General features: G+C 60.9%; 18 protein-coding genes. 2 read left to right on the top strand and 16 right to left on the bottom strand.

Translation table 11 applies throughout. From position 1 onward, the window contains the following. Window positions 1-2 precede the first annotated feature (2 nt). The 3 genes from MLC70_RS02655 to MLC70_RS02645 all read right to left on the bottom strand — a co-directional run bounded on the left by MLC70_RS02655 (window position 3) and on the right by MLC70_RS02645 (window position 4,951). Window positions 3-668, bottom strand: a complete 666-nt coding sequence (locus MLC70_RS02655) for a response regulator transcription factor (protein WP_248181509.1) — start codon at window positions 666-668, stop codon at window positions 3-5. Beyond that, the gene (locus tag MLC70_RS02650) at window positions 665-2,866 is read right to left on the bottom strand and encodes an ATP-binding protein (RefSeq protein ID WP_248181508.1); all 2,202 of its coding nucleotides are present in this window, start codon (window positions 2,864-2,866) and stop codon (window positions 665-667) included. The genes MLC70_RS02655 and MLC70_RS02650 overlap by 4 nt, the downstream gene beginning before the upstream one ends. A gap of 123 nt (window positions 2,867-2,989) precedes the next feature. After that, complete coding sequence (locus tag MLC70_RS02645) at window positions 2,990-4,951, bottom strand: hypothetical protein (protein WP_248181506.1); 1,962 nt, start codon at window positions 4,949-4,951, stop codon at window positions 2,990-2,992. Window positions 4,952-5,135: 184 nt separating this feature from the next. On the opposite strand from MLC70_RS02645, the gene senA reads away from it, so the two are divergent. Together senA and MLC70_RS02635 are read left to right on the top strand one after the other, a co-directional pair. Then, a complete protein-coding gene (gene senA / locus MLC70_RS02640) occupies window positions 5,136-6,479 on the top strand; it encodes a selenoneine synthase SenA (RefSeq protein WP_248181505.1) in 1,344 nt (447 codons plus the stop codon). A 24-nt stretch (window positions 6,480-6,503) separates the two neighbouring features. Next, window positions 6,504-7,247, top strand: coding sequence for a putative 4-mercaptohistidine N1-methyltransferase (locus tag MLC70_RS02635; protein ID WP_248181504.1), 744 nt, complete (start codon window positions 6,504-6,506; stop codon window positions 7,245-7,247). A gap of 1 nt (window position 7,248) precedes the next feature. Here the strand turns inward: MLC70_RS02635 and MLC70_RS02630 are convergent, their stop codons facing one another. The 13 genes from MLC70_RS02630 to MLC70_RS02570 form a co-directional block, all read right to left on the bottom strand. After that, window positions 7,249-7,890 (bottom strand): methyltransferase domain-containing protein, encoded by a 642-nt coding sequence (locus MLC70_RS02630; RefSeq protein WP_248181503.1) that lies wholly within the window; start codon window positions 7,888-7,890, stop codon window positions 7,249-7,251. Further along, window positions 7,883-9,463: a cation:proton antiporter family protein gene (locus MLC70_RS02625; RefSeq protein WP_248181502.1), complete on the bottom strand. Its 1,581-nt coding sequence runs from the start codon at window positions 9,461-9,463 to the stop codon at window positions 7,883-7,885. The genes MLC70_RS02630 and MLC70_RS02625 overlap by 8 nt, the downstream gene beginning before the upstream one ends. Window positions 9,464-9,540: 77 nt before the next feature. Next, entirely contained in the window at window positions 9,541-10,479 is a 939-nt protein-coding gene (locus tag MLC70_RS02620; RefSeq protein ID WP_248181500.1) for an alpha/beta fold hydrolase, read from the bottom strand. Window positions 10,480-10,502: 23 nt separating this feature from the next. Further along, the gene (gene purD, locus MLC70_RS02615) at window positions 10,503-11,789 is read right to left on the bottom strand and encodes a phosphoribosylamine--glycine ligase (RefSeq protein ID WP_248181498.1); all 1,287 of its coding nucleotides are present in this window, start codon (window positions 11,787-11,789) and stop codon (window positions 10,503-10,505) included. A gap of 12 nt (window positions 11,790-11,801) precedes the next feature. After that, complete coding sequence (gene purH / locus MLC70_RS02610) at window positions 11,802-13,382, bottom strand: bifunctional phosphoribosylaminoimidazolecarboxamide formyltransferase/IMP cyclohydrolase (protein ID WP_248181497.1); 1,581 nt, start codon at window positions 13,380-13,382, stop codon at window positions 11,802-11,804. 86 nt (window positions 13,383-13,468) lie between these two features. Further along, window positions 13,469-13,786, bottom strand: a complete 318-nt coding sequence (gene fis / locus MLC70_RS02605; protein WP_248181494.1) for a DNA-binding transcriptional regulator Fis — start codon at window positions 13,784-13,786, stop codon at window positions 13,469-13,471. Further along, entirely contained in the window at window positions 13,783-14,778 is a 996-nt protein-coding gene (gene dusB, locus MLC70_RS02600; protein ID WP_248181716.1) for a tRNA dihydrouridine synthase DusB, read from the bottom strand. The genes fis and dusB overlap by 4 nt, the downstream gene beginning before the upstream one ends. A gap of 219 nt (window positions 14,779-14,997) precedes the next feature. Continuing rightward, a complete protein-coding gene (locus tag MLC70_RS02595) occupies window positions 14,998-16,269 on the bottom strand; it encodes a DUF3426 domain-containing protein (RefSeq protein WP_248181493.1) in 1,272 nt (423 codons plus the stop codon). A gap of 62 nt (window positions 16,270-16,331) precedes the next feature. Next, complete coding sequence (gene prmA / locus MLC70_RS02590; RefSeq protein WP_248181492.1) at window positions 16,332-17,228, bottom strand: 50S ribosomal protein L11 methyltransferase; 897 nt, start codon at window positions 17,226-17,228, stop codon at window positions 16,332-16,334. Window positions 17,229-17,235: 7 nt separating this feature from the next. Then, the gene (gene accC / locus MLC70_RS02585) at window positions 17,236-18,582 is read right to left on the bottom strand and encodes an acetyl-CoA carboxylase biotin carboxylase subunit (protein ID WP_248181491.1); all 1,347 of its coding nucleotides are present in this window, start codon (window positions 18,580-18,582) and stop codon (window positions 17,236-17,238) included. 18 nt (window positions 18,583-18,600) lie between these two features. Next, a complete protein-coding gene (gene accB, locus MLC70_RS02580) occupies window positions 18,601-19,065 on the bottom strand; it encodes an acetyl-CoA carboxylase biotin carboxyl carrier protein (RefSeq protein ID WP_248181490.1) in 465 nt (154 codons plus the stop codon). 28 nt (window positions 19,066-19,093) lie between these two features. Beyond that, window positions 19,094-19,534, bottom strand: a complete 441-nt coding sequence (aroQ, locus tag MLC70_RS02575) for a type II 3-dehydroquinate dehydratase (protein ID WP_248181489.1) — start codon at window positions 19,532-19,534, stop codon at window positions 19,094-19,096. 263 nt (window positions 19,535-19,797) lie between these two features. Beyond that, window positions 19,798-21,411, bottom strand: coding sequence for a diguanylate cyclase (locus MLC70_RS02570; RefSeq protein ID WP_248181488.1), 1,614 nt, complete (start codon window positions 21,409-21,411; stop codon window positions 19,798-19,800). Window positions 21,412-21,470: the final 59 nt, after the last annotated feature.

Raw genomic sequence — 21,470 nt, 5'->3', positions numbered from 1 at the left:
GCCTACAGGCGCGGGTCGTAGAGCCCCAAGCGGATCGCCACCTGCACGGCCTCTGCGCGGCTATTGATGCCGAGCTTGGCGTAGATGTTTTTGATGTGCCGGGCGGCGGTGTGGTAGCTCACACCCAACAGCTCTGCGGCTTCCGCGGTTTTGAAGCCGCGGGCGATGACCCCGAGCATTTCCTGCTCCCGCGTGCTCAGCAGGTGCGTGTCGGATGGCGCGGTTTCGGATTCCCAGGTGGTTGAGCGCTCCTGCCGCAAATAACTGATCATTCGTTGGGTGATCTGGGGGGACAGCGCCGGGGTGCCCATGGTGAGATTTTTCAGCGCGTCGGCGATGACCTGGCGCGGCTGATCTTTCAGCAGATAGCCGTGTGCTCCGGCCTGAATGGCCGGGAACAGGTGGATGTCGTCGTCGTAGATGGTGGTCACCACCTGTTGGGCCAGTGGTGCGACCGACTTGCACTGGCGGATAAAGTCGAGACCGGAACCGTCAGGCAGGCGCAGATCCACCAGGCACAGGTCGGGTACCCGACTTTCCAGCCAGCCCAATGCCTGGCCCAGGGTGTCACAGCATTCGATGTGGGCCTCCGGGAACGATGCCAGTACCGCTTCCCGCAACCAGCGTTGGGCGTCTTTGAGATCTTCGAGAATCAGCACCTGTTTCATCCCGCTGCCGCTCCTGTGATCGGGACGGTACAGATCATCCCCGCGCCGCCGCCAACCCGGCTGTAATGGCGCACGTGGCCGCCCAGTTCGTCGCACCGCTCGCGAATACTGTGAAGGCCGATGCCGCTGGAATTCCCGGCCGGCACGGTACCCCAGCCGACGCCGTTATCACTGGCATCCACCTGCAGATGTCCGTCCAGGAAATCGATACGCAGTCGAGTTTCGGTGGCTTCCGAGTGTTTGATGGTGTTGGTCAGCAGCTCGCGGATGATGCTCATCAGGTTGCGCTCGATCCGCGGCGTCAGGGTGATGTCGGCTGCCGCCGGCGCCAGGGTCATGGTCAGATCCACATCAAAAAGCTCGCACCGCTGACGTGACTCGAAGTGCCAGCGGGAAAAGCTCTGGTCCAGCGGTACAGTCTGTTTTTGCAGGCCCTGAATCACCCCGCGCAGTTCCTTCAGGCAGTCCCGCGCAAGGTTGCTGAGTTCGGTGGTGTCAGCGCGGTAGATGATCGACAACAGGCGGGCGCCCACGTCGTCGTGCAGATCTCGGGCCACGCGGGCGCGCTCGGCACGCACGCCGTCTTCAAATGAATCCCGGTACTGGCGGGCAAAGCGGAACAGCTCCATGGCCTGGGCCGCGAACTGGGTGTCCTGTTGATCGAACAGCCGGTGGCCCTGTTCCGCGTAGCTCAACTCCAGGCAGGCCGACTCACCCATCAGGGGCGCGCGGAGCCGCAGGCCGCTGTCCAGGACCACCGGTCGGTCGCAGTGCTGCTCCCGCCGATCAATCTGGAGCGGATGGAAGGAGCGTTGCAACGCCCGCTGCCATTGCCGATCGATGCTGCCGCCAATCTCGAACGCGTCGCTGATCATGGTGGGCAGGCGCTCCCACAGGTCGTCCCGGGTGGACGAGGGCATGAAACGCCGCAGCAGCATCTGGCGCAGGGGAAAGTAGACCCAACCGACCAGCGCCAGGCTGATCACCAGGCCCAGGGAATACTGCAGTCCGAGCCACAGCACCAGCAGACTGTCGATGGCGATAACCAGGATGCCGCACAGAAACCAGAACCAGGCAGCCAGAATCCAGCGATCCAGGTCAAACAGCCGGTATCGGACAATGCCCAGGGCGATGCCCAGGTAGGACAGCACAAACAGCAGCCAGGCGTACTTCTGATGAATCAGGGAGTCGTGACCCACTACCTGGGGCACCACCACCAGCGCCAGATAACTGATAACGCCACCGAACCAGGAATAGACAAACCATTTCAGCCGCGCCCGGGCAACCGGCTCCCGTCGGGTCCGGCGCCACTGGATCACTGCCAGTACGACATCCGCCACGGCCCATGCCAGCAGCGTGTACCGCGCAGTGATATCCAGGCTGTTGACCCATTGGCCCCAGTTGGCGCACAGGATCAGCACCACCAGCGCCAGCATCAGCCACTCGAAACGGAAACGGGATACGGTGGTGGGGTAGTGCCAGAGCAGGGTGGTTCCGGCTCCGGCAAACAGCATGGCCCCGAACTGGTTGCAGCGGGACAGGATCAGCATTAGATCACCCGGCAGGCTCAGTTCGCGGGTGGTGTACACAGCACTGGCGATGATGGCCACGGCAATGCCGAAACCGGCAAGAGCGTAGAAAAACGGGCCGCGCTCGCTTTGCACGAAGGCCCAGGCAGCAACTCCCATCCAGAAAATCATCAGGCCGCAGGCGACCTGGTACCAGAACGCCGCTGGCAGATCCGTGGGGCCGATGTCGGTTGTCAGGGTCACGGTGACCCAGTCCACAGGAGGCAGCAGCGCCCGGGTGTCCGACCCCGGTATCTCTTGGGCCAAGCGAGTGCCCAGGCTGATGCGCTCCGCCTGCAGAATGGACCAGATGACATTCTGACGTTCAAAGAAACGGTTGTAGGGATCGTAGGTGGCGGCGTCGTCGGGTTCGGCGATGGCATCAAAGGGCTCGAAAGTGAAGACCGCACCCTCGTTGTGGATCGCGATCAGTTCGTCGCCGGGGCTGACAATGCCGGCAAACGGGCCGTCTGTATCCACGCTGACCACCCGCAGGCCATCCACCCCCGGTTCGGTGGACAGACCCAGGCGCGGAACGCCGGTGGCAAAATACAGGGCAAGGAGAAACAGCCCCAGTCCGATGGCCATGCCCGCAGAAAGAATCTTGGATGGTGCCCACTGCTTGGACATGTCGCTCCTTGCGGCAATCCGATTCGGAATACTCTGTTATAGCGGAACCGGGGGAAGGTTCAAGGTTTCAGGGGTAAATGGCCCGCCAGGCCTGAGTGGCTGGCGGGCTTTCAGTTTGTGGATTTACGGGTTGACCTGCATGAGGATGGTCAGGCCCAGGCTGTCGGTTGTGCCGTCAGTCGGTGTGAAGTTGTTGGTGAAGATACCGATGCTGGCATCTTCATTGAAGAAGCCGCTCAGTTCCGTGGTTCCGCCGGATTCCGTGATGGTCACCGTGGTCTGGCCATTTTCCCCGACAGTTACGCTGGCATTGCCATCGATCGCTGTTGCTGAGCGCTCGACCTGACTGGTGAAGTCTGCACGGTCTAGCGTGACAACTGTGCCCTCCAGGGCTCCCTCAGTATCGGAGCTCATATTCAGCAATGTGTTGAAGCGCGGACCGCCGAGTTCGATAGCTTCACCGCCAGTGAATCCGGTCGAGATACCAAATACGCGGTAGCTGTTGCCCGCAATGGTCGGGGTGCTGCCAGGAAGGCGAACCATCAGCGTTTTGCTGAATTCGGATTCGTCCGATACTGAATCATCGGCCGAGAACAAGGCGATGAAATCGAGATCCGCGTTGATGAAGCCATCCTCCGGGTCTCCACCGATGGTGACAAAGTCGCCGTTGTCAGTCAGTTCAAAGGGGAGATCGGTTTCCTCCACGCCGGCAGACTCGGTAAAGTATTCAACACCTGCGGGAGTCAGGGTCAGGTCCTGCAGTGTCCCGGCTGTTGCGTCCAGTACGGTGCTCCTGAAATTAACGATATTCTGTTCGGTGGTCATGGTAATGCTCATGCCAGCGACCTGATCGTTTTCCAAATAAACCCGACCGAAAGCACCGTTCAGATCAATCGGGCTATCGCCCGACGGCGTTTGCGCAAAGACCTCCAGGGTCTTGGAGAGTTCATCGCCCTCTTTCGCGTTGGGATCCAGATCACCCTCCATGGTGGTGCCGTATCGGAGGACGGTCTCGGTGTTTGCCAGCACGAACACGTTACTGTTCAGCGCTTTTTGCAGCCGCAGCGTGGCGGGCGGGGAGCGGAAGCCGACATCACCGTCAACTTCCTCCTCAAACGGCACGTCCAGCGTTATGGTGTTGTTGTCCTTGAAGATACCCGGGAAAGATTCCGCCTCGTCATTGATGTCGCCAAAGGTGAACAGGCTGGTGTTGGCAAGACTCGGCCCGCTCAACAGGCTGTCGAGGCCCTCCTCGGAGGTCAGGGTGATTTGCAGGTCGCCGTCCGCGTCCGACGCGAAGGTAAAGTTTGCGGTAAAGATTTCAGAGGCCCAGGTGCCGCCGCTGTTGTTGTCCGAATCGTACAGCCCCAGTTCGATGGCTGAGGAGCGGTAGTCACCGGCAATGGTTGCCACATCGCCGTCTTCGGTGGTGGCCAGTTCGATCTGGCCCTCCAGGTCCTCACCCACTACCTTGTCCAGCTCGGCCAACATGTCAGCCAGCTGGAAGTCCGGTGACGCGGTCAGATCAAATTCCGCCACCCGGCTCTTGATCCTCACCACGTCGGTGACTTCGAGGTTCTCCAGGGAGGCGCCGCTCTGCACGAATTTTTGCAGAATGAACTCTGAGGCCGGGTCGATATCCACATCCTGTTCGACCACCTGTGAGCGAATCTGGGCGTTGTTGCTGCCGGTGATGCGTACCACCAGGTTGCCCGCCAGGTTCACCCCCTGGGGCAGGGTCAGGGAGTAATCACCGGTCACGGAGGTGCGCGCAGTGGCCAATACGTCACCAATTTGCTCGCCGTCATCATCCACCCGAATGAGTTCCACATCGGCGCCTTGCACCGGTTGCAGGCCGCTGATTGCCGCCACGGCCCGGGGAATCAGGAAGCCACTGGCAATCTCAAGCAGACTTTTTTCCTGGTAATAGGCAATCTGACCGCCAGGTGCACTGGCGGTGCCGCTGATTGCGACATCACCCGCTACGGGATCGTCGGAGTTGCTGGAGGAGGAGTTACTGCAACCAGAGAGAGCCACGCTAGCGGCAATGGCCGAAGCCAATGAGAGTTTTTTCAGGGATAACATGGATGACATCCTTTTTTTTGACTTTTGATGGTGCGAAACCACTATTGCAAAGGGACTGGGTTCGGGAATCCCCTGAATTGGGGATAGGGCGAAAGAAATAACGTAAATTCGGCCATACCCGCACTCATCCGCCAGGCAGTTTGTTATCGTACTCATTGCACTGTTGGTTTCTGGGAGCAAGAGCGTGGACAAGGCAATCATTCTGGCGGATCTGGAACGTACCCGGCAGCGCACGCGGGCATTGATCACCTCGTTACCGGAAGCCGCTCTGGATGTGCCCTATCATCCGGGCGTCAATCCGCCGTTGTGGGAAATGGGGCACGCGGCCTTCTTCTACGAAGTGTTTGTGTTCAACCTGCTGGACGGCACGCCCAGCTACAACCCGGCCATGGACGACCTGTGGGACTCCTTCCATGTGGACCACCGGGACCGCTGGTGCCGGGATCTGTTTCCCGGCCGTGAAGAAACGCTGGCGTACTTCGATACCATTTATGACCGTATGGCTGATCGCATCCGCTCCCGGCCGATGACGGACCGGGATCAGTACCTTTATCGCTACGCCATCTATCACCAGAACATGCACATCGAATCGCTGATCTGGTGCCGTCAGACCGTCGGCTATCCCGCCCCGCCTGACGTGAACTCCGAGCGCCCGGCACCCGGGGAACGCATCGACGGCGATGCCGTCATCCCGGCCGGGCGCTGGCTCATCGGTATCCCGGGGGATTCCGCGGCATTCGCGGATACCGATTTCGGCTTTGATAATGAAAAGCCCCGTTTCGAGGTGGAGTTGCCGGCGTTCGCCATATCCCGTGTTCCGGTGTCCAACCGCGAGTTTCAGGCGTTCGTGGAGGATGGGGGCTACCGCCGCCCGGAGCTCTGGTCCTTTGGCGGCCGTAAATGGCTGCAGACCGAGATCGATGTGGCGCTGGTGCATGGCTGTGCCGGGCCGCTGATGAGTGAACCGAAACACCCGCTCTACTGGCGCTGGCACGATGAACAATGGCAGGAGCGCCTGTTTGACCGCTGGCAGGCACTGAATCCCGATGCGCCGGTGACCCATATCACCTACTGGGAAGCGGAAGCCTGGTGCCACTGGGCCGGGCGCCGGCTACCCACAGAGCATGAGTGGGAGGTAGCCGCTCTCGGCAACCAGCCCGGTGAGACCTTCCGACGCCGCCCCTGGGGCAATGAGCCGCCAACCCCGGCGCAGGCGGATATGGACGGCCGGACCATGGCGCAGCACCCGGTCTGGGATTATCCTGAAGGCGACAGCCCCTTTGGTTGTCGTCAGATGATCGGCGGTGTCTGGGAGTGGACCAGCAGCCAGTTCTTCCCCTACGACGGCTTCCGTATCGACATGTATCCGTTCATGTCGACCCTGCAGTTCGGTGATCACAAGGTGACCCGGGGCGGAAGCTGTGCCACGTCGTCCAACCTGATTCGCGGGACCTATCGCCAGGCCTATCTGCCGCTGAGAAACGATGTGTACACGGGGTTCCGCACCTGCGCACTCCCCGCCACCTGATCAGACCTCTTCAAAGGAACCGCCATGAACGTGTACGAAACCGACGAACTGCTCAGCCAGTACCTGGGTTTTCATTTCGGCGAGCCCCACTTCGGGGTCAGCAACTATCCGGCCCGGTGCGCCGGCATCTGCCAGGAATTGATGGCCGGCCGTGACAAGCGCAAAGCGCTCGATCTGGGCTGCGCCGTGGGCCGCACCGCATTCGAGCTCGGGCGGCTGTTTGACCAGGTTATCGGGGTGGATCTGTCAAAGCGCTTTGTCGACGCTGCCACCACCCTGAAAGAGGCCGGAGCGATTGATTATTTTCGCCGTGACGAGGGCGAGCTGGGTGAGCGCGTTACGGTCAGCCTGCAGGCGCTGGACCTGGCGCGGGCGGCCCCACGAGTGCGCTTTGCCACCGGCGACGCTTGCAATCTGGGGGCGGAACACGCCGACTACGACCTGATTTTCGCCGGCAACCTGATCGACCGGCTGCAGGACCCCGGAGCGTTCCTGGGGGACATTCACCAGCGTCTGGCGGTTGGCGGTACGCTGGTCATCAGTTCGCCTTATACACTACTGGAAGAGTTCACGCCGCGCGCCAACTGGATCGGCGGTCTTACTCACAACGGCCAGCCCCGCACGGTGCTTGACGGAATGCGGGATGTTCTCGCAAGTCATTTCGAGCCGGTGCAGGCCCCTGTAGATGTGCCGTTTGTGATTCGCGAGACCCGCCGCAAGTTCCAGCACACCATTGCCGAGCTGTCGGCCTGGCGACGCACTCGCTGAATCATGCCCGGCGGCTGAACAGGGCGGTCTGGGTGGGATGCCCCAGCTCCTGATGAAAGTCGCCGATACCACCGAATTCCACCCGGTAGCTGTTGCGGTCGGCCACGCCCAGGGCCCAGCGGCGGAACTTGGTGCGGTCCCACTCGAACTTGTGGTCTTCCTCGCGAAACTCCCCGGGCTCGAGATCGAACAGCGGGTTGTACTCCCGGTTGGGGGTGGTCATGAACAGCACCCGCGGTCGGTATTCCCCGAACACCGCCAGCTCCACCCGGGACAGCTCTCCCGGGTAGACGTGCTCGATGGTTTCCACCATGGCCGCGGCATCGAACCCGGCCAGCTCGGAGTTGCTCTCGGCGTAGGAGCCTCTCACCAGGCGGATGCGTTCCGGCGCCAGGGCCAGCCAGGGTTCGAGGTTGAGGCGTGCCTGCCGGATGGACACGCCGGACTGCTCCAGCCCGACGATGTGCTCAAATTCCGGAAACGCCGCCAGGCGGTAAAGCAGAGACCCCGAGCCACAGCCGAGGTCGAGCACGGTCTTCGCGCCGGTGCGCTGCAGCGTGCGGGCCACGAAGTCCAGACGCTCCTCATGGAGGGACGTCATCTGGGTCATGTTGCCACGGGTGGGTTCTTCAAATTCATACATGGCCCGTGCCTCTGGCGGGGTCGGCGTAGTTGCGGACAAGGTGCTCCTGAAGATGACTGGCCAGCGCAACGCCGGTTTCGCTCATGGTCAGGTAGGCCTCGTCGGCACCGGCTTCGCGGATTTTCTCGGCCTCATCCTGGTACATGGTGTGGGCGACAATACGACCGGTGAAACCCAGTTTACGGAGCATGCGGGCGGCGATCAGTTTGCCCTCGATATCGTTCATGGCAAGGATGACCGATTGCAGGTCGGGCATGTGCAGGCTTTCCCAGAATGTGTTGTCTTCCGCGTCCGCAAAAACCACATTGCGGCCCTCGGCCTGATGAGTAGACGTTTTTGCCGGGTCTGAATCCAGCCCCATGACGCGGTTGTCTTTCGCGTGCAGCCAGTCATAGGCCGCCGTGCCGGTGCGCCCCATGCCCATGACGAGTATGCGGGTATCGCCAAGAGAAATCGGCTGTTCGTCGGGGTGTCGTTTATGTCGTTCGTAACCTATCAGTGATCGGTTGTAACGTTCGTAAAGGCCGTGGGCAAAGCGGTTCAGTGGCGCGGAAATAACAAATGAGAGTGAGACGGTGATCGCCAGAGGGATCAGCCATTCCGGTAACGCCACGCTGGCCACAATCAGCCCGAATTCACTGTAGTTGGTCAGGGACAGGGCCGACAGAAAACTGCTTCGTGCCCGTAGCCGGAAGAGTATCAGCAGGAAGAAAAACAGGATGCCCTTCAGGGGTAGCACCAGGGCGGCAATTACGGCGAAGATGATGGCCTGCTGATCAGGGAGCCCGCCGATCCCGATCTGCAGGAAAAAGCCGACCAGGAAGACCTCTTTCACGCTCCACAATGATTTCGCCAGTTCCTGGGCGCGGGGGTGGTTGGCGAGCATGGCACCGAACACCAGAGCGCCAAGCTCCGAGCTCAGGCCGGCGGCTTCGAACCCCAGGCCACCCAGTACCAGGGCGAGCAGTAGTCCCAGCAGAACCAACAGCTCGTCGTGCCCGCTGGCGTCAAGCAACCGGAAGAGAAGCGGGCGGAGCAGTGGCAGCCCGAACACCAGCAGCGCCCACTGCGACGGCGTTTTACCCGCAGCTACACTCATCACCACCAGGGCAATGAGATCCTGCATGATCAGGATGCCGATGGCGACGCGGCCGTGAAAGGCCCGCAGTTCCCGTTTGCTTTCCAGAACTTTGGCCGCCAGCACCGTGCTGGAAAACGACAGGGCAATGGCGAGCAGCAGTGCAGTGGACCAATCCAGGTCCATCATCAGGTAAAGCCCGGGCGCGAATACCGCGCAGGTGATGCCGAAATGCAGCAGGCTGCCGCCAATGACCTCGGGGCTGATGATCGAGCGCAGTTTCAGTTTCAGGCCAACGGTGAACAGCAGCAACAGAACGCCGAGGTGGGCGATATGCTTGAGTGCCGCCGTCTCCTCGATCTCGATGCCGGTGGTCGCAGCGAGTCCGCTCAGGGCAAAGCCGGCGGCAAGGTAGCCGACCAGTGGGGGCAGCCCGATTGCTTTGACAATCAGGCCGAGGCCAAACGCGAAAGTGATCCAGATAGCTTCAGGCATTGAACCGCTCGGGAGACAGGGTAATCCTGCCCTGAAGCTTACTGGTTTTCAGGCGCAAACTGTAGTCGACCAGCAGGTCAGCGCTTGCTGTCGCCAATGAAATCACGGAACAGCTGGGCCGATCTTTTCGGTGCCTCAACCATGGGGGCGTGGCCGATGTCGTCCAGAATGACTTTCGTTGAGCGCGGGATGGCTTCAACGAACAGGTCGGCGTTGCGATAGTTGATGACCCGGTCCTCCTTGCCCCACACCACCAGCACCGGCACCGTGACCTCCCGGATGGCGGTGCGGAAGTCGGATTCGAAACCGGTGTCGCGGATGGCGGCAAAGATCACCTGGTTGACTTCACGGTTGGCGATGGCCTTCTCCTCCATCACCCCGAGGATCGGCCAGGGCACGAACGGGCGTTTTTCCAGGGCAAAATCCAACAGCCTGTCAAAATCACCCGATTCCTTTGGAATCAGCGGGTTGTCTCCCTCGGTGACCAGCTCCACCAGCTCGCTCTCGTACTCGAATATCCCCGCGGGGTTGAACAGCACCGCCGAGCGAACCTGCTCGGGAAAGGTCGCGGAGTAGAGCGCTGTGATGGCGCCGCCCATAGAGTTACCCATCAGGTGGGCCTGATCAATGTTGAGCGCGTCAAGGATGCGGGCAACGTGCTGTACCTGATCCTCGAAGCGGTAGCCCAGATCCAGTTCCTTGCTGCTGTCACCATGACCGGGCAGGTCGATGGCGTAGACGTTGAATTCGTCGGTCAGCTCACGGGCAAGACGGGTCCAGTTGTCCTTGTTGGCACCGAAACCGTGGATCAGCACGATAGTGTCACCGTCCACCGTCTCCTTGTTGCGAAGGTAGGCGATGTCCAGTTTGCCGACAGCGATCCGGTCTGGCTCCAGGCCGGCCGCGGAACGCTCCCAGTCGATGGCGGTATCGTAAATGGCCTGACGCGAGCAGCCCGAGAGGATTGCAGTGATCAGCAGAAACAGCACAACCGGCAGGCGGCTCGTGGATGTCATGACTCGTCAGCTCCGTTCACGTGTCAGGAATTTTCCCGCGCAATCGCCCGATAGGCGATGTCATTGCGATAAAACACACCGTCCCAGCAGATGCGGGCGGCGACGTCGTAGGCCCGTTGCTGGGCCTCGGTGACCGTGTGCCCCAGGGCCGTCGCGCACAGTACGCGGCCGCCATTGGTGACCACCTGGTCCCCGTTGAGGCGGGTGCCGGCGTGGAACACCTTCTCGCCTTCGGTTTCTGATTCCGGCAGGCCGGCAATCACATCACCCTTGTTATAGCTGCCCGGGTAACCCCCGGCCGCCAACACAATGCCCACGGACGCGCGCTCGTCCCAGTCCGAGGTGCACTGGTCCAGCTTGCTGTCGATGGCAGCGCCGCACAGCTCGACCAGGTCGGATTTCATCCGCAACATGATGGGCTGGGTTTCGGGATCCCCGAAGCGGCAGTTGAACTCAATCACCTTGGGGGCACCGTTGCCGTCGATCATCAGGCCGGCGTACAGGAAGCCTTTGTAGGGGTGGCCTTCGGCTGCCATGCCACGCACGGTAGGATAGATCACTTCGTCCATGATGCGCTGGTGCACGTCCGCAGTAACCACCGGCGCGGGTGAGTAAGCGCCCATACCGCCGGTGTTGGGCCCGGTATCGCCGTCACCAACCCGCTTGTGGTCCTGGGACGTGGCCATCGGCAGCACGTGTTCGCCGTCGACCATGACAATAAAGCTGGCTTCCTCGCCGTCGAGGAACTCCTCGATCACCACGCGGCTGCCGGCTTCACCGAAGGCATTACCGGCGAGCATGTCGCGAATGGCGTCTTCGGCTTCTGCCAGGGTCATGGCGACAATCACGCCTTTGCCGGCCGCCAGGCCGTCGGCCTTGACCACGATGGGCGCACCCTGCTCACGGACGTAGGCGAGGGCTTTGTCCACCTCGGTAAAATTGCCATACCCGGCGGTAGGGATGTTCTGGCGCGCCAGGAAGTCCTTGGTAAAAGCTTTGGAGCCTTCCAGTTGCGCTGCACCGGCGCTGGGGCCGAACACCCGCAGGCCGCGTTCTTCGAACAGGTCGCAAATGCCGGCCACCAGGGGGGCTTCGGGGCCCACGATGGTCAGGCCCACATTGTTGGCGGCGGCAAAATCCGCCAGACCATTCAAATCCATTGTGTCGATGTTGATGTTTTCCAGGCCGGGCTCTGTTGCGGTGCCGGCGTTGCCGGGCGCGACAAACACACGGTCCGCATCCGGAGACTGGGCAGCCTTCCACGCCAGCGCGTGCTCACGACCACCTGAGCCAATGACGAGAATGTTCATGGTTGTCTCCTATTAATGTCGGAAGTGGCGCATGCCGGTGAACACCATGGCAATGCCATGCTCGTTGGCGGCATCGATCACTTCCTGGTCGCGCATGGAACCGCCGGGCTGAATCACCGCGGTGATTCCGGCCTGGGCAGCGGCGTCGATGCCGTCGCGGAACGGGAAGAAGGCATCCGATGCCATCACCGAGCCTTTCACCTCCAGGCCTTCATCGGCGGCCTTGATACCGGCGATTCTGGCGCTGTAGACGCGGCTCATCTGGCCGGCGCCAACCCCGATGGTGCGTCCGGCCTTGGCGTAGACGATGGCATTCGATTTCACATACTTGGCCACCTCCCAGGCGAACAGCAGATCATTCAGTTCGGCCTCGGACGGCTGGCGTTCGGTGACCACTTTCACGTCTTCCATCGCCACCATGCCCAGGTCGCGATCCTGGACCAGCAGGCCGCCGGTCACGCGCTTGTAATCCAGCGATTTCGCACGTTCGCCGTTGAACTCGCCGCAGGCCAGCAGGCGTACGTTCTTCTTGGCGGCCACCAGCTCCACCGCTTCCGGCGCTATCGTGGGCGCGATAATCACTTCCACGAACTGACGGTCGATGATGGCTTTTGCGGTCTCGGCGTCCAGCTCACGGTTGAAGGCAATGATGCCGCCGAACGCCGACGTGGGGTCGGTGGCGAAGGCCAGATCGTAGGCCTGGTGGATGTCTGCGCCGATGGCCACGCCGCAGGGATTGGCGTGCTTGACGATCACGCAGGCCGGATCGGCGAAGGGCTTGACGCACTCCAGAGCGGCATCGGTGTCAGCCACGTTGTTGTAGGACAGCTCTTTGCCCTGCAACTGCCTGGCGGTGGCGACGCAGGCTTCTTTCGGGTTGCGTTCAGCGTAGAAAGCGGCCCGTTGATGGGGATTTTCGCCGTATCGCATGTCCTGCACTTTCACAAACTGGGCATTGAAGGTGCGTGGGAAGTCGGCGTTGTCGTTGTCCGGCGTGCGGCCGCCCAGGTAATTGGCGATGGCGCCATCGTAGCCGGCAGTGTGTTCGAACGCTTTGACCGCCAGATCGAAGCGGGTGTGGTAGCTCAGTTCGCCATCGTTGGTGTCGAGCTCCTTGAGAATGCGGCGGTAATCCGCCGCGTTGACCACGATGGTTACGTCGTTGTGGTTCTTGGCGGCGGCACGCACCATGGTCGGGCCCCCGATGTCGATGTTCTCGATGGCGGTCGCCAGATCACAGTCCGGGTTGGCGACGGTGTCTTCGAAGGGGTAGAGGTTGACCACCACCATGTCGATGGGGTTGATCCCGTGCTGGCCCATGATGGCGTCGTCGGTACCGCGACGGCCGAGTATGCCGCCGTGGATTTTCGGGTGCAGGGTTTTGACCCGGCCATCCATCATTTCCGGGAAGCCGGTGTAATCACTGACTTCCGTCACCGGAACGTTGTTTTCCTTGAGCAGACGGAAGGTGCCGCCGGTGGAGAGCAGCTCGACACCGCGCTCGGTCAGGGCATGGCCGAAGTCGACAATGCCGGTTTTATCGGACACGCTGATCAGCGCGCGACGGACGGGAGTATTAGCCTGATTTGCCATGGGTCACATAATTTCTGCTGGAGATGAACGAATAAGGGCCTCGCGAATGGTGTCCGGGAGGCCCTCGTTTATTCGGGGTGTCTGAATTATAGCAGACCGTACTGCTTGAGCTTCTTGCGAAGCGTACCGCGATTCAGTCCAAGCATGGTGGACGCCTTGGTCTGGTTGTTGCGGGTGTACTTCATCACCTGTTCAAGCAGGGGGGCTTCTACCTCGGAGAGTACCAGCTGATACACCTCGGTCACCGGCGCGCCATCAAGCTGCGCAAAGTAGTTCTTCAGGGCCACTTCCACGCTGTCGCGCAGGGTGACGCTGTTGCCGCTGCTGTTCACCGTTTGCAACTGATGGGTGTCATCGTTGGCCGATGTGTTGATGTTCTCATTTGCCAAAGTCTCAGCGGTCATGCTGCGAATACCTCTCCATTTCGTAAGCCTGCAAAGTACTGTTGAATGCTGTCTCTCTGCGCCATCGCCTCGTTCAGGGCGTTGAAGCATTTGCGAAACTGTTTGCTCTCATCGTGAGATTGCAGATACCACCCCACGTGTTTTCTGGCGATACGCACGCCCATGATTTCGCCATAAAAGGCGTGCAGGGCGTCAAGATGCCCGATCAGAATACGCTCTACCTCGTTCAGAGGCGGGGCACACAGCCGCTTGCCGGTCTCGAGGTAGTGCAGGATCTCCCGGAAGATCCAGGGCCGGCCCTGGGCAGCTCGGCCGATCAGCAGGCCATCCGCTCCGGTGTACTCGAGCACCCGCTTCGCTTTTTCCGGTGAGGTGATATCACCGTTAGCAAACACCGGGATACCGACCCGGGATTTCACTTCCGCAATGGTGTCGTATTCCGCGTCGCCCTTGTAGGCGTCGGCCCGAGTACGGCCATGGATGGCCAGCGCCTGGATGCCGGCATCTTCGGCCATACGGGCAATCAGCGGGGCGTTGCGATGCTCGCGATCCCACCCGGTGCGCATTTTCAGGGTTACCGGAATGTCGACCGCGGCGACCACGGCCTCGAGGATGTCGCGAACCAGCCCCTCATCTTTCATCAACGCCGAACCCGCGGCCTTATTGCATACCTTCTTGGCCGGGCAACCCATGTTGATATCGATGATCTGGGCGCCGAATTCGGCGTTCAACCGCGCTGCCTCGGCCAGCATGTCCGGATCTCCGCCGGCAATCTGTACCGATCTGGGTTCCGGCTCGCCGGTGTGGTTCATGCGGAACCGGGATTTACGGGTGTGCCAGAGCTTGCTGTCTGCGATAACCATTTCTGACACCGCCAGACCCGCGCCCATGTCCCGGCACAGCAGCCGGAAGGGTCGGTCTGTCACGCCCGCCATGGGTGCGACAATCAGCGGGTTGGGCAGGGTATAGGGCCCGATCTTCGCCGTCGGCAGCATGGTTTCAGTCCGTGTTACAGCAGAATCAGCAAGGGCCGGAGTGGAAAGGTTGCTCAATAAGTAACCGATCCAGATCCGAAAGGCGCTAATGATACCGTCGGGGGGCCGACGATTGAAGGGGCAAAGCAGTGAAAAAATTGATTATTTTTCGTTCTTTCTGGTTGACTTTTAGTCTGTTCGATGGCGGCCCGCCATGATCCATGACTAAAAAATTGCTTACTGGCTGTGGGCCCGGAACGCGATGTTGTAGTTGACCGCATCACGGCCGGGGTCGCGAATGCCGATGGCGATCCTGACCGGCGTTTCGGTGGGCATGGCGGCCAGATCGCGGCCGTCTCCGGCGATGTACTCGTCCGGCATGAACACGCTTTGGGCTACCACATCGCCATTGAGGTTCGAGAAGGTCAGCGCAATGGCCGGGAAAGGCTGCTCGAAGGCGGCGCGGTTGATGATAACCGCCTCCACCAGCAACTGGCTGCGGCTCTCGGGATCAGTGCGCACGACCAGTTTACGGCTTTGGATGGCATCCACATCGATCAGCGGCTTGAGTTCGCAGCCGGCCAGCTCACAGCCCTGCTCATAAAACGGGCGCAGCTCCGGAATAGCCGAGAGTCGGTCAAACTGGAACCAGGTCACCTGGGCCAACAGCAAGCCTGTGAGCGCCAGTACCACCAGCGTCCAGAGAATACGGCGCACGGTGCCGCCGGAACCGCCACCCACTGACACCGGTTCCCTCCGAAGATCGTGGTAAGGGAAGCGGGCGCTCAGAGGTTCATACGGCTCGGGCTCAGGCGGTGCTGCCGGAGCCTCGGTGAAAGCCGGGGCTGTTGTGGGCTCGGCTGTTGGCTCCAGGGACAGGGGTGGCTCCTGCCGGGTGTCGGCGCTCGTCTCGTCAGACTGGGTCGCAGGCGTCGTCGGTTGTGGTCTGGCGGCCGGTGTTACGGAGGGTGCAATAGCGGGCCTGGGTTCCGGCGCCGCCTCGGATTGCTCCGTGGCAGGCGCAGCCGGTTTACTGCCCTGGGGCGTTGCAGGGTGGCTGTTATCCCTGTCGGAGTCGTCATCCGACAACATGGCCTCGGCCCAGCTCTCATCGAGCTCCTTGGTTGGGCGGCCGTCATCCTCATGGCCGCCGGCCGGTGATTTCTCGTCAAATGAGCGAAAGCTGTCACTGAGCTCTTCGTCGGAAAAGGTCAGGTTGGTGCCGGCGTATTTGCCTTCGGCGGCGTCTTCTTCCGGATTGTCAGCGAACACAAAATCGTCATCGGCTGAAAATCCGCTGGCGGCTTCTCCCGCCTCGACGAATCTGGTGGATTCCGGTGCTGCCGGCTTTGCCTGACCGGGTGAAGCCATCTGATGATCGATGGCGTTAAACACCTCCATGCAGTTCCCGCAGCGCACCTTGCCTTTGGCAATGCTGAGTTGCTCATCCGTTACCCGGAAACGGGTATCGCATTTGGGACATCGTGTCTGCAGGCTGCTCTGGGTCATGCTTCGTTCCTGTAAGCGACTTCGCTACGAGTCACGGAGTTTAGTCGGTCACCGAGGTTTCGTCACCTGTCGTTGCGCCGTCCTGTGAGGCGTATCCACTCTTCTTTCTGCTCGGGCTCGTCCATCACGAACCAGGGCTCGTAGGCCGCCATCACGTCCCGGGCCTGGTTGGACAGAATGCCTGAAAGCACCAGGTCGCCACCGGGTTTGACTCTCGCCGCCAGGTGCGGCGCCAGACCGATGAGCGGCTGGGCCAGGATATTGGCGAGCATGATGTCTGCGCGGGTGTCCGGTTCGTTGTCCGGCAGGTACAGGTCCAGGCGGGCGGGGTCAACGCCGTTGCGCTGGGCGTTGTCGCGGCTGGCCTCCAGTGCCTGTGGGTCGGTGTCCACACCGATCACGTGATCGGCACCCAGCAGCAAAGCCGCCAGGCCGAGAATACCCGAGCCACAGCCGTAATCGATCACCTGTTTGCCCTGCACCGGTTGCCCGTCCAGCCACTGCAGACACAGCGCGGTCGTGGGGTGGGTGCCGGTGCCGAACGCCAGGCCCGGATCCAGCATCAGATTGGCGGCCTCGGGGTCCGGTGCGTCGTGCCAGCTGGGCACGATCCACAGCCGCTCCCCAAATTGCAGGGGTTTGAAGTCGTCCATCCAGGCCCGTTCCCAATCCTTGTCCTCAACCAGGGTAACCTCAATGCCTTGCAGGGATTGCTGGGTCTGCTGATGCCAGGCGTCGGTGATCGCAGAGCAGAGCTGGTCGATGTCGCGCTCGGAGTCGAACAGGCCGGTCACGCTGGTGTGGTGCCACAAGGGCGTGGTGCCGGGATCCGGCTCGTAGAGCGGTTGGTCTGCGGCGTCCTCCATGGAGACGGCCTCTGCGCCCATCTCCATGAGCAGATCCTCCAGCTGGTCCGCGTTGTCCGGATCAGCCGGGATCTGTAGTTGTATCCAGGGCATGGTTGTTTCAATCCCGTATCAGTTTTTCCAGGTAATGGATGGTGAAGTCTACCTGTTTGAAGCCACCATCGCGCACCAGTTTTCGATGCAGGGATTGATTGGTCTTGATGCCTTCAACGAGCAGCTCGTCGAGAGCGTTCTTCATGCGGCGCCGGGCGATTTCGCGATCATCGCCCCAGGTGATCAGCTTGGCCACCAGGGAATCGTAGTAGGGCGGAACCGTGTAACCACTGTACAGGTGCGAATCCACGCGGATGCCGTTACCGCCGGGGGCATGGAAGTGCTTGACCTTGCCGGGGCTGGGTACGAACGTTTTCGGATCTTCCGCGTTGATGCGACACTCCAGGGCGTGGCCGGAAATGCGGATGTCGTCCTGGGTGTACTGCAGCGGCAGGCCGCTGGCGATCCGCAGCTGCTCCCGCACGATGTCGACACCGGTGACCATCTCGGACACCGGGTGCTCAACCTGAACCCGGGTGTTCATTTCGATGAAATAGAACTCGCCGTCCTGATACAGGAACTCGAAGGTGCCGGCGCCTACGTAGCCGATTTCCTTGCAGGCATCGGTACAGGCTTTCAGGGTGCGGGCGCGGGATTCGGGGTTGATGTTCGGCGCAGGCGCTTCCTCGATGACCTTCTGGTTGCGGCGCTGCATGGAGCAGTCGCGGTCACCCAGATGAATGCAGTTGCCGTGCATGTCGGCCAGCACCTGAACTTCCACGTGACGCGGTTTTTCCAGGAACTTCTCCAGGTACACCGTGGGGTCGCCAAAGGCGTTGCGCGCCTCACTCTGGGTAATCTGTACGCCCTTGAGCAATGAGGCTTCCGAATGAATCACCTGCATACCCCGGCCACCGCCGCCGGACGCGGCCTTGATCATGACCGGATAGCCGATTTCCCGCGCGATGCGCAGTGTGCGCTCGTCGTCGTCGGTCAGCGGGCCATCGGAGCCGGGTACAGTGGGAACGCCGGCCTTGATCATGGCGTTGATGGCAGACACCTTGTTGCCCATCAGGCGAATGGTTTCGGCTCGCGGGCCGATAAAGCGGAAACCGCTCTTCTCGACCTGTTCCGCGAAGTCGGCATTCTCCGCCAGGAAACCGTAACCGGGATGGATGGCCACCGAGTCGGTGACTTCCGCTGCGCTGATGATGGTGGGGATGTTCAGGTAGCTCTCGGTCGGGCTGTTCGGACCGATGCAGACGGATTCATCCGCCAGGCGCACGTGCATCAGATCACGATCTACCTGGGAGTGGACGGCCACCGTTTTAATGCCGAGCTCTTTACAGGCTCGCAGTATGCGGAGTGCAATTTCGCCCCGGTTTGCGATCAGAACTTTTTCTAACATAGCCATGATGTGCGATCACCGAGTTCAGGAAATGACGACCAGGGGCTGGTCAAACTCTACCGGCTGGCCATTTTCAACCAGGATTTCGGTGACGGTGCCGCTCTTGTCCGCCTCGATCTGGTTCATCATCTTCATGGCTTCAACGATGCAGACAACGTCGCCCACATTGACCTTCTGGCCGACTTCCACAAACGCTTTCGCCGTGGGTGACGGTGAACGGTAGAAGGTGCCGACCATGGGTGAGTTGAGCGTGTGTCCGGTGGGCGCCGGCGGTGCTGCGCTCTCGCCCGGGTCGGTGCCGGGGTTGTCAGCGGCCGGTGCTGCCGGTTGGGGTGCCGGCGCCGGGTAATGGGCCATGTACTGGGTGCCGGCGACCTGTTCCCGACGGCGGGAGATACGAACGGAGTCATCACCTTCGTGAATCTCCAGTTCCTCGACGTCGGATTCCTCGAGCAGTTCGATCAGTTTCTTGATTTTGCGAATATCCATAGTAGGTCCGGTCCCGTGTTGATCTGGTCTATCGGTGAATTCGTTGCAGGGCAGCCGTCAGGGCCAGGTCATAGCCCTGACTGCCCAACCCGCAGATAACGCCGTCGGCGATATCGGAAAAATAGGAGTGATGGCGGAAGGCCTCCCGCGCATGCACGTTGGAAAGATGCACTTCAATAAACGGTATGCCTGAAGCCAGCATGGCATCGCGCAGCGCCACGCTGGTGTGCGTGAAGGCCGCGGGGTTCATGATGATGTAGTCGACGCCTTCGGTTCGTGCTTCATGGATGCGTTCAATCAATTCGTATTCGGCGTTTGATTGCAGGTGCAGCAGGTGGTGGCCCTGTTCGGCAGCCTTGCTGTGCAGCCGTTTGTCGATGTCCGTCAGGGTCTCGTAACCGTACACCTCGGGCTCACGGGTGCCGAGCATGTTCAGGTTGGGGCCGTGGAGGACCAGAATTGTCGACATGATTGCTTCTCTGCCTTACCGTTTTTTTACAGGATCGCCGAAATTACCGACATTTTCCAACAATGGTGCGTGCTAATTGGCCTGAGATCAACACTTTTTGACAATGCGGGCGGTCGTCAATTGGTCTAAAAAAAGCACGATCCGGGCCGATCGCGGGGGCGCCGTTCACTGAGGGACATTGTCGTTAAGCCGGGAAGCGAGTTCTATAAGACGTTGGTTTCATAAGCCCGGCCGCAGGCGGGCCGGGCAGGTGGGCAGCTCTGTCAGTCGCTGGCAGCGGTTACGCAGTTGCGGCCGTGCTCCTTGGAGCGGTAAAGCGCCCGGTCGGCGCGTTCGCACAGGGACTGGGAATTATCGCCGTTCCAGGCGGCCACGCCGCAGCTGAAGGTAACGTTGAACTCCCGGTCGCCGGCGGGCTGCAGGAGTTCTGAAAACCGCTCACGAATTTCGTTGAATACGTTGCGGGCATCACTTTCCCGGGTATCGGGCAGGATGATGGCGAACTCCTCTCCGCCGTAACGACCGATGTGATCGGTCTTGCGCAGCCGCTGCTTCAGGAACATCGACAGGCTGCGCAGCACCCGGTCTCCGATGGGGTGCCCGAAAGTGTCGTTAACCTTCTTGAAGTAATCAATGTCGATCATCGCGAAGCAAAGCGGGTGTTCTTTCTGTCGGGCGCGAACAATTTCCTGATCCAGCAGGTACAGGGTGTGAGTGTGATTGAACAGTCCGGTCAGGCTGTCGCGTATCATCAGCGCCAACAGCGATCGAGCGCGCCGGCCCCGGTTGTGGATGGTGGCGATCAGGTGCTTGGGGTCGATCGGTTTGGTGAGGAAGTCGTCGCCGCCCAGGCTCATGGCGTGCAGTTGCTTGCTGACATCCTCTTCCGCAGACAGGTAGATGATCGGTACGCTGTGGAAACGGTCCTGCTGGCGAATCACCCGGGCGATCTCCATGCCGGTGCAGCCGGGCATGTACATGTCGAGAATGATGATTTCCGGAGAGAACTCCTCCAGGGCATGAATGATCTGCATCGGATCGGTAATGATGTGGGCGTTCATGCCGGCTTTTTTCAGCACCGTTTCCATGAACTTCGCCTGGGCGCGGGAATCATCCAGCACCAGCACTTTGTAAGGTTCAATCGTATTGCCGTGGGTGTAGCTCTCGATCTTCTCGATCAGTTGCCCCGGATCCACCGCCGGATAGAAAAATTCCTCACCCCCGCAGCGGGACGCCCGCAGACGGGTTTCGATGGTGCCGTCTTCATCGCTCATGAAGATGATTGGTATGGGGGTGTCGTGCCGCTCCTGCAGGCGTTCAATGGCACCGATGCCGGTGTTGGTGTCGCCTCCAAAATTGACGTCCATCAGAATGGTTTCCGGCTTGTGCAGGGCACAGGCTTCGATCAGTCGCTCCGCGGTGCTGAACGCGGACGCGCGAAACCCGAAAAACTCCAGTTGCCGGATCAGTCGCGCCGCCATCTCGGCGTTGGCTAGGGCGATATAGACCGGGGTGCGGCGGAATTGCTGGGGCGCCTCGGGGGTGTCCTGGTCGGTGCGCCGCAAGGTGCTGCGGGAGAGCAGCTCAATGGTGTCCCGCAGTTGCCGCTCGAGGCCATCGGGCAGGTTCTCACCGGGCGCCCATTGATGCAGCAGATCGAGGGTTTTCTTGCCGGCATCGGCGTGACTGGCCATGTCGAAGCGCTGGGCGTAGCGAACCAGTTTGTCAGTGGCGGTGGCAAAATCATCACGAAAAGCGGCCGACTGCTGAGGGGTCTCATGAATCTTCTGCCAGGTGTCGAGCACAACCCGTGCCTGGGTGGTGACGCGACGGGCAAAGTGCTGTCTGAGCTTCTCTTTCTGGCTTTCGTCGTTCATCGTGCTCCGGCCTGCTTTTTTTCTTCGTTATGGTCCGCCCGTCTCCGCTACAGGCAGAT

It is taken from the genome of Marinobacter goseongensis (assembly GCF_023156235.1).
In the GTDB taxonomy this organism is placed as follows: Bacteria; Pseudomonadota; Gammaproteobacteria; order Pseudomonadales; family Oleiphilaceae; genus Marinobacter; species Marinobacter goseongensis.
Note: the sequence above shows the minus strand (reverse complement) of the source record. Positions and strands in the feature narration are given on the sequence as shown.

Excerpts from the sequence above, each read along its gene's own strand:
- MLC70_RS02655 (WP_248181509.1), bottom strand. The coding sequence starts at position 668 with ATGAAACAGGTGCTGATTCTCGAAGATCTCAAAGACGCCCAACGCTGG.
- MLC70_RS02650 (WP_248181508.1), bottom strand. The coding sequence starts at position 2,866 with ATGTCCAAGCAGTGGGCACCATCCAAGATTCTTTCTGCGGGCATGGCC.
- MLC70_RS02645 (WP_248181506.1), bottom strand. The coding sequence starts at position 4,951 with ATGTTATCCCTGAAAAAACTCTCATTGGCTTCGGCCATTGCCGCTAGC.
- MLC70_RS02635 (WP_248181504.1), top strand. The coding sequence starts at position 6,504 with ATGAACGTGTACGAAACCGACGAACTGCTCAGCCAGTACCTGGGTTTT.
- MLC70_RS02630 (WP_248181503.1), bottom strand. The coding sequence starts at position 7,890 with ATGTATGAATTTGAAGAACCCACCCGTGGCAACATGACCCAGATGACG.
- MLC70_RS02625 (WP_248181502.1), bottom strand. The coding sequence starts at position 9,463 with ATGCCTGAAGCTATCTGGATCACTTTCGCGTTTGGCCTCGGCCTGATT.
- MLC70_RS02620 (WP_248181500.1), bottom strand. The coding sequence starts at position 10,479 with ATGACATCCACGAGCCGCCTGCCGGTTGTGCTGTTTCTGCTGATCACT.
- purD (WP_248181498.1), bottom strand. The coding sequence starts at position 11,789 with ATGAACATTCTCGTCATTGGCTCAGGTGGTCGTGAGCACGCGCTGGCG.
- purH (WP_248181497.1), bottom strand. The coding sequence starts at position 13,382 with ATGGCAAATCAGGCTAATACTCCCGTCCGTCGCGCGCTGATCAGCGTG.
- fis (WP_248181494.1), bottom strand. The coding sequence starts at position 13,786 with ATGACCGCTGAGACTTTGGCAAATGAGAACATCAACACATCGGCCAAC.
- MLC70_RS02595 (WP_248181493.1), bottom strand. The coding sequence starts at position 16,269 with ATGACCCAGAGCAGCCTGCAGACACGATGTCCCAAATGCGATACCCGT.
- prmA (WP_248181492.1), bottom strand. The coding sequence starts at position 17,228 with ATGCCCTGGATACAACTACAGATCCCGGCTGATCCGGACAACGCGGAC.
- accC (WP_248181491.1), bottom strand. The coding sequence starts at position 18,582 with ATGGCTATGTTAGAAAAAGTTCTGATCGCAAACCGGGGCGAAATTGCA.
- accB (WP_248181490.1), bottom strand. The coding sequence starts at position 19,065 with ATGGATATTCGCAAAATCAAGAAACTGATCGAACTGCTCGAGGAATCC.
- aroQ (WP_248181489.1), bottom strand. The coding sequence starts at position 19,534 with ATGTCGACAATTCTGGTCCTCCACGGCCCCAACCTGAACATGCTCGGC.
- MLC70_RS02570 (WP_248181488.1), bottom strand. The coding sequence starts at position 21,411 with ATGAACGACGAAAGCCAGAAAGAGAAGCTCAGACAGCACTTTGCCCGT.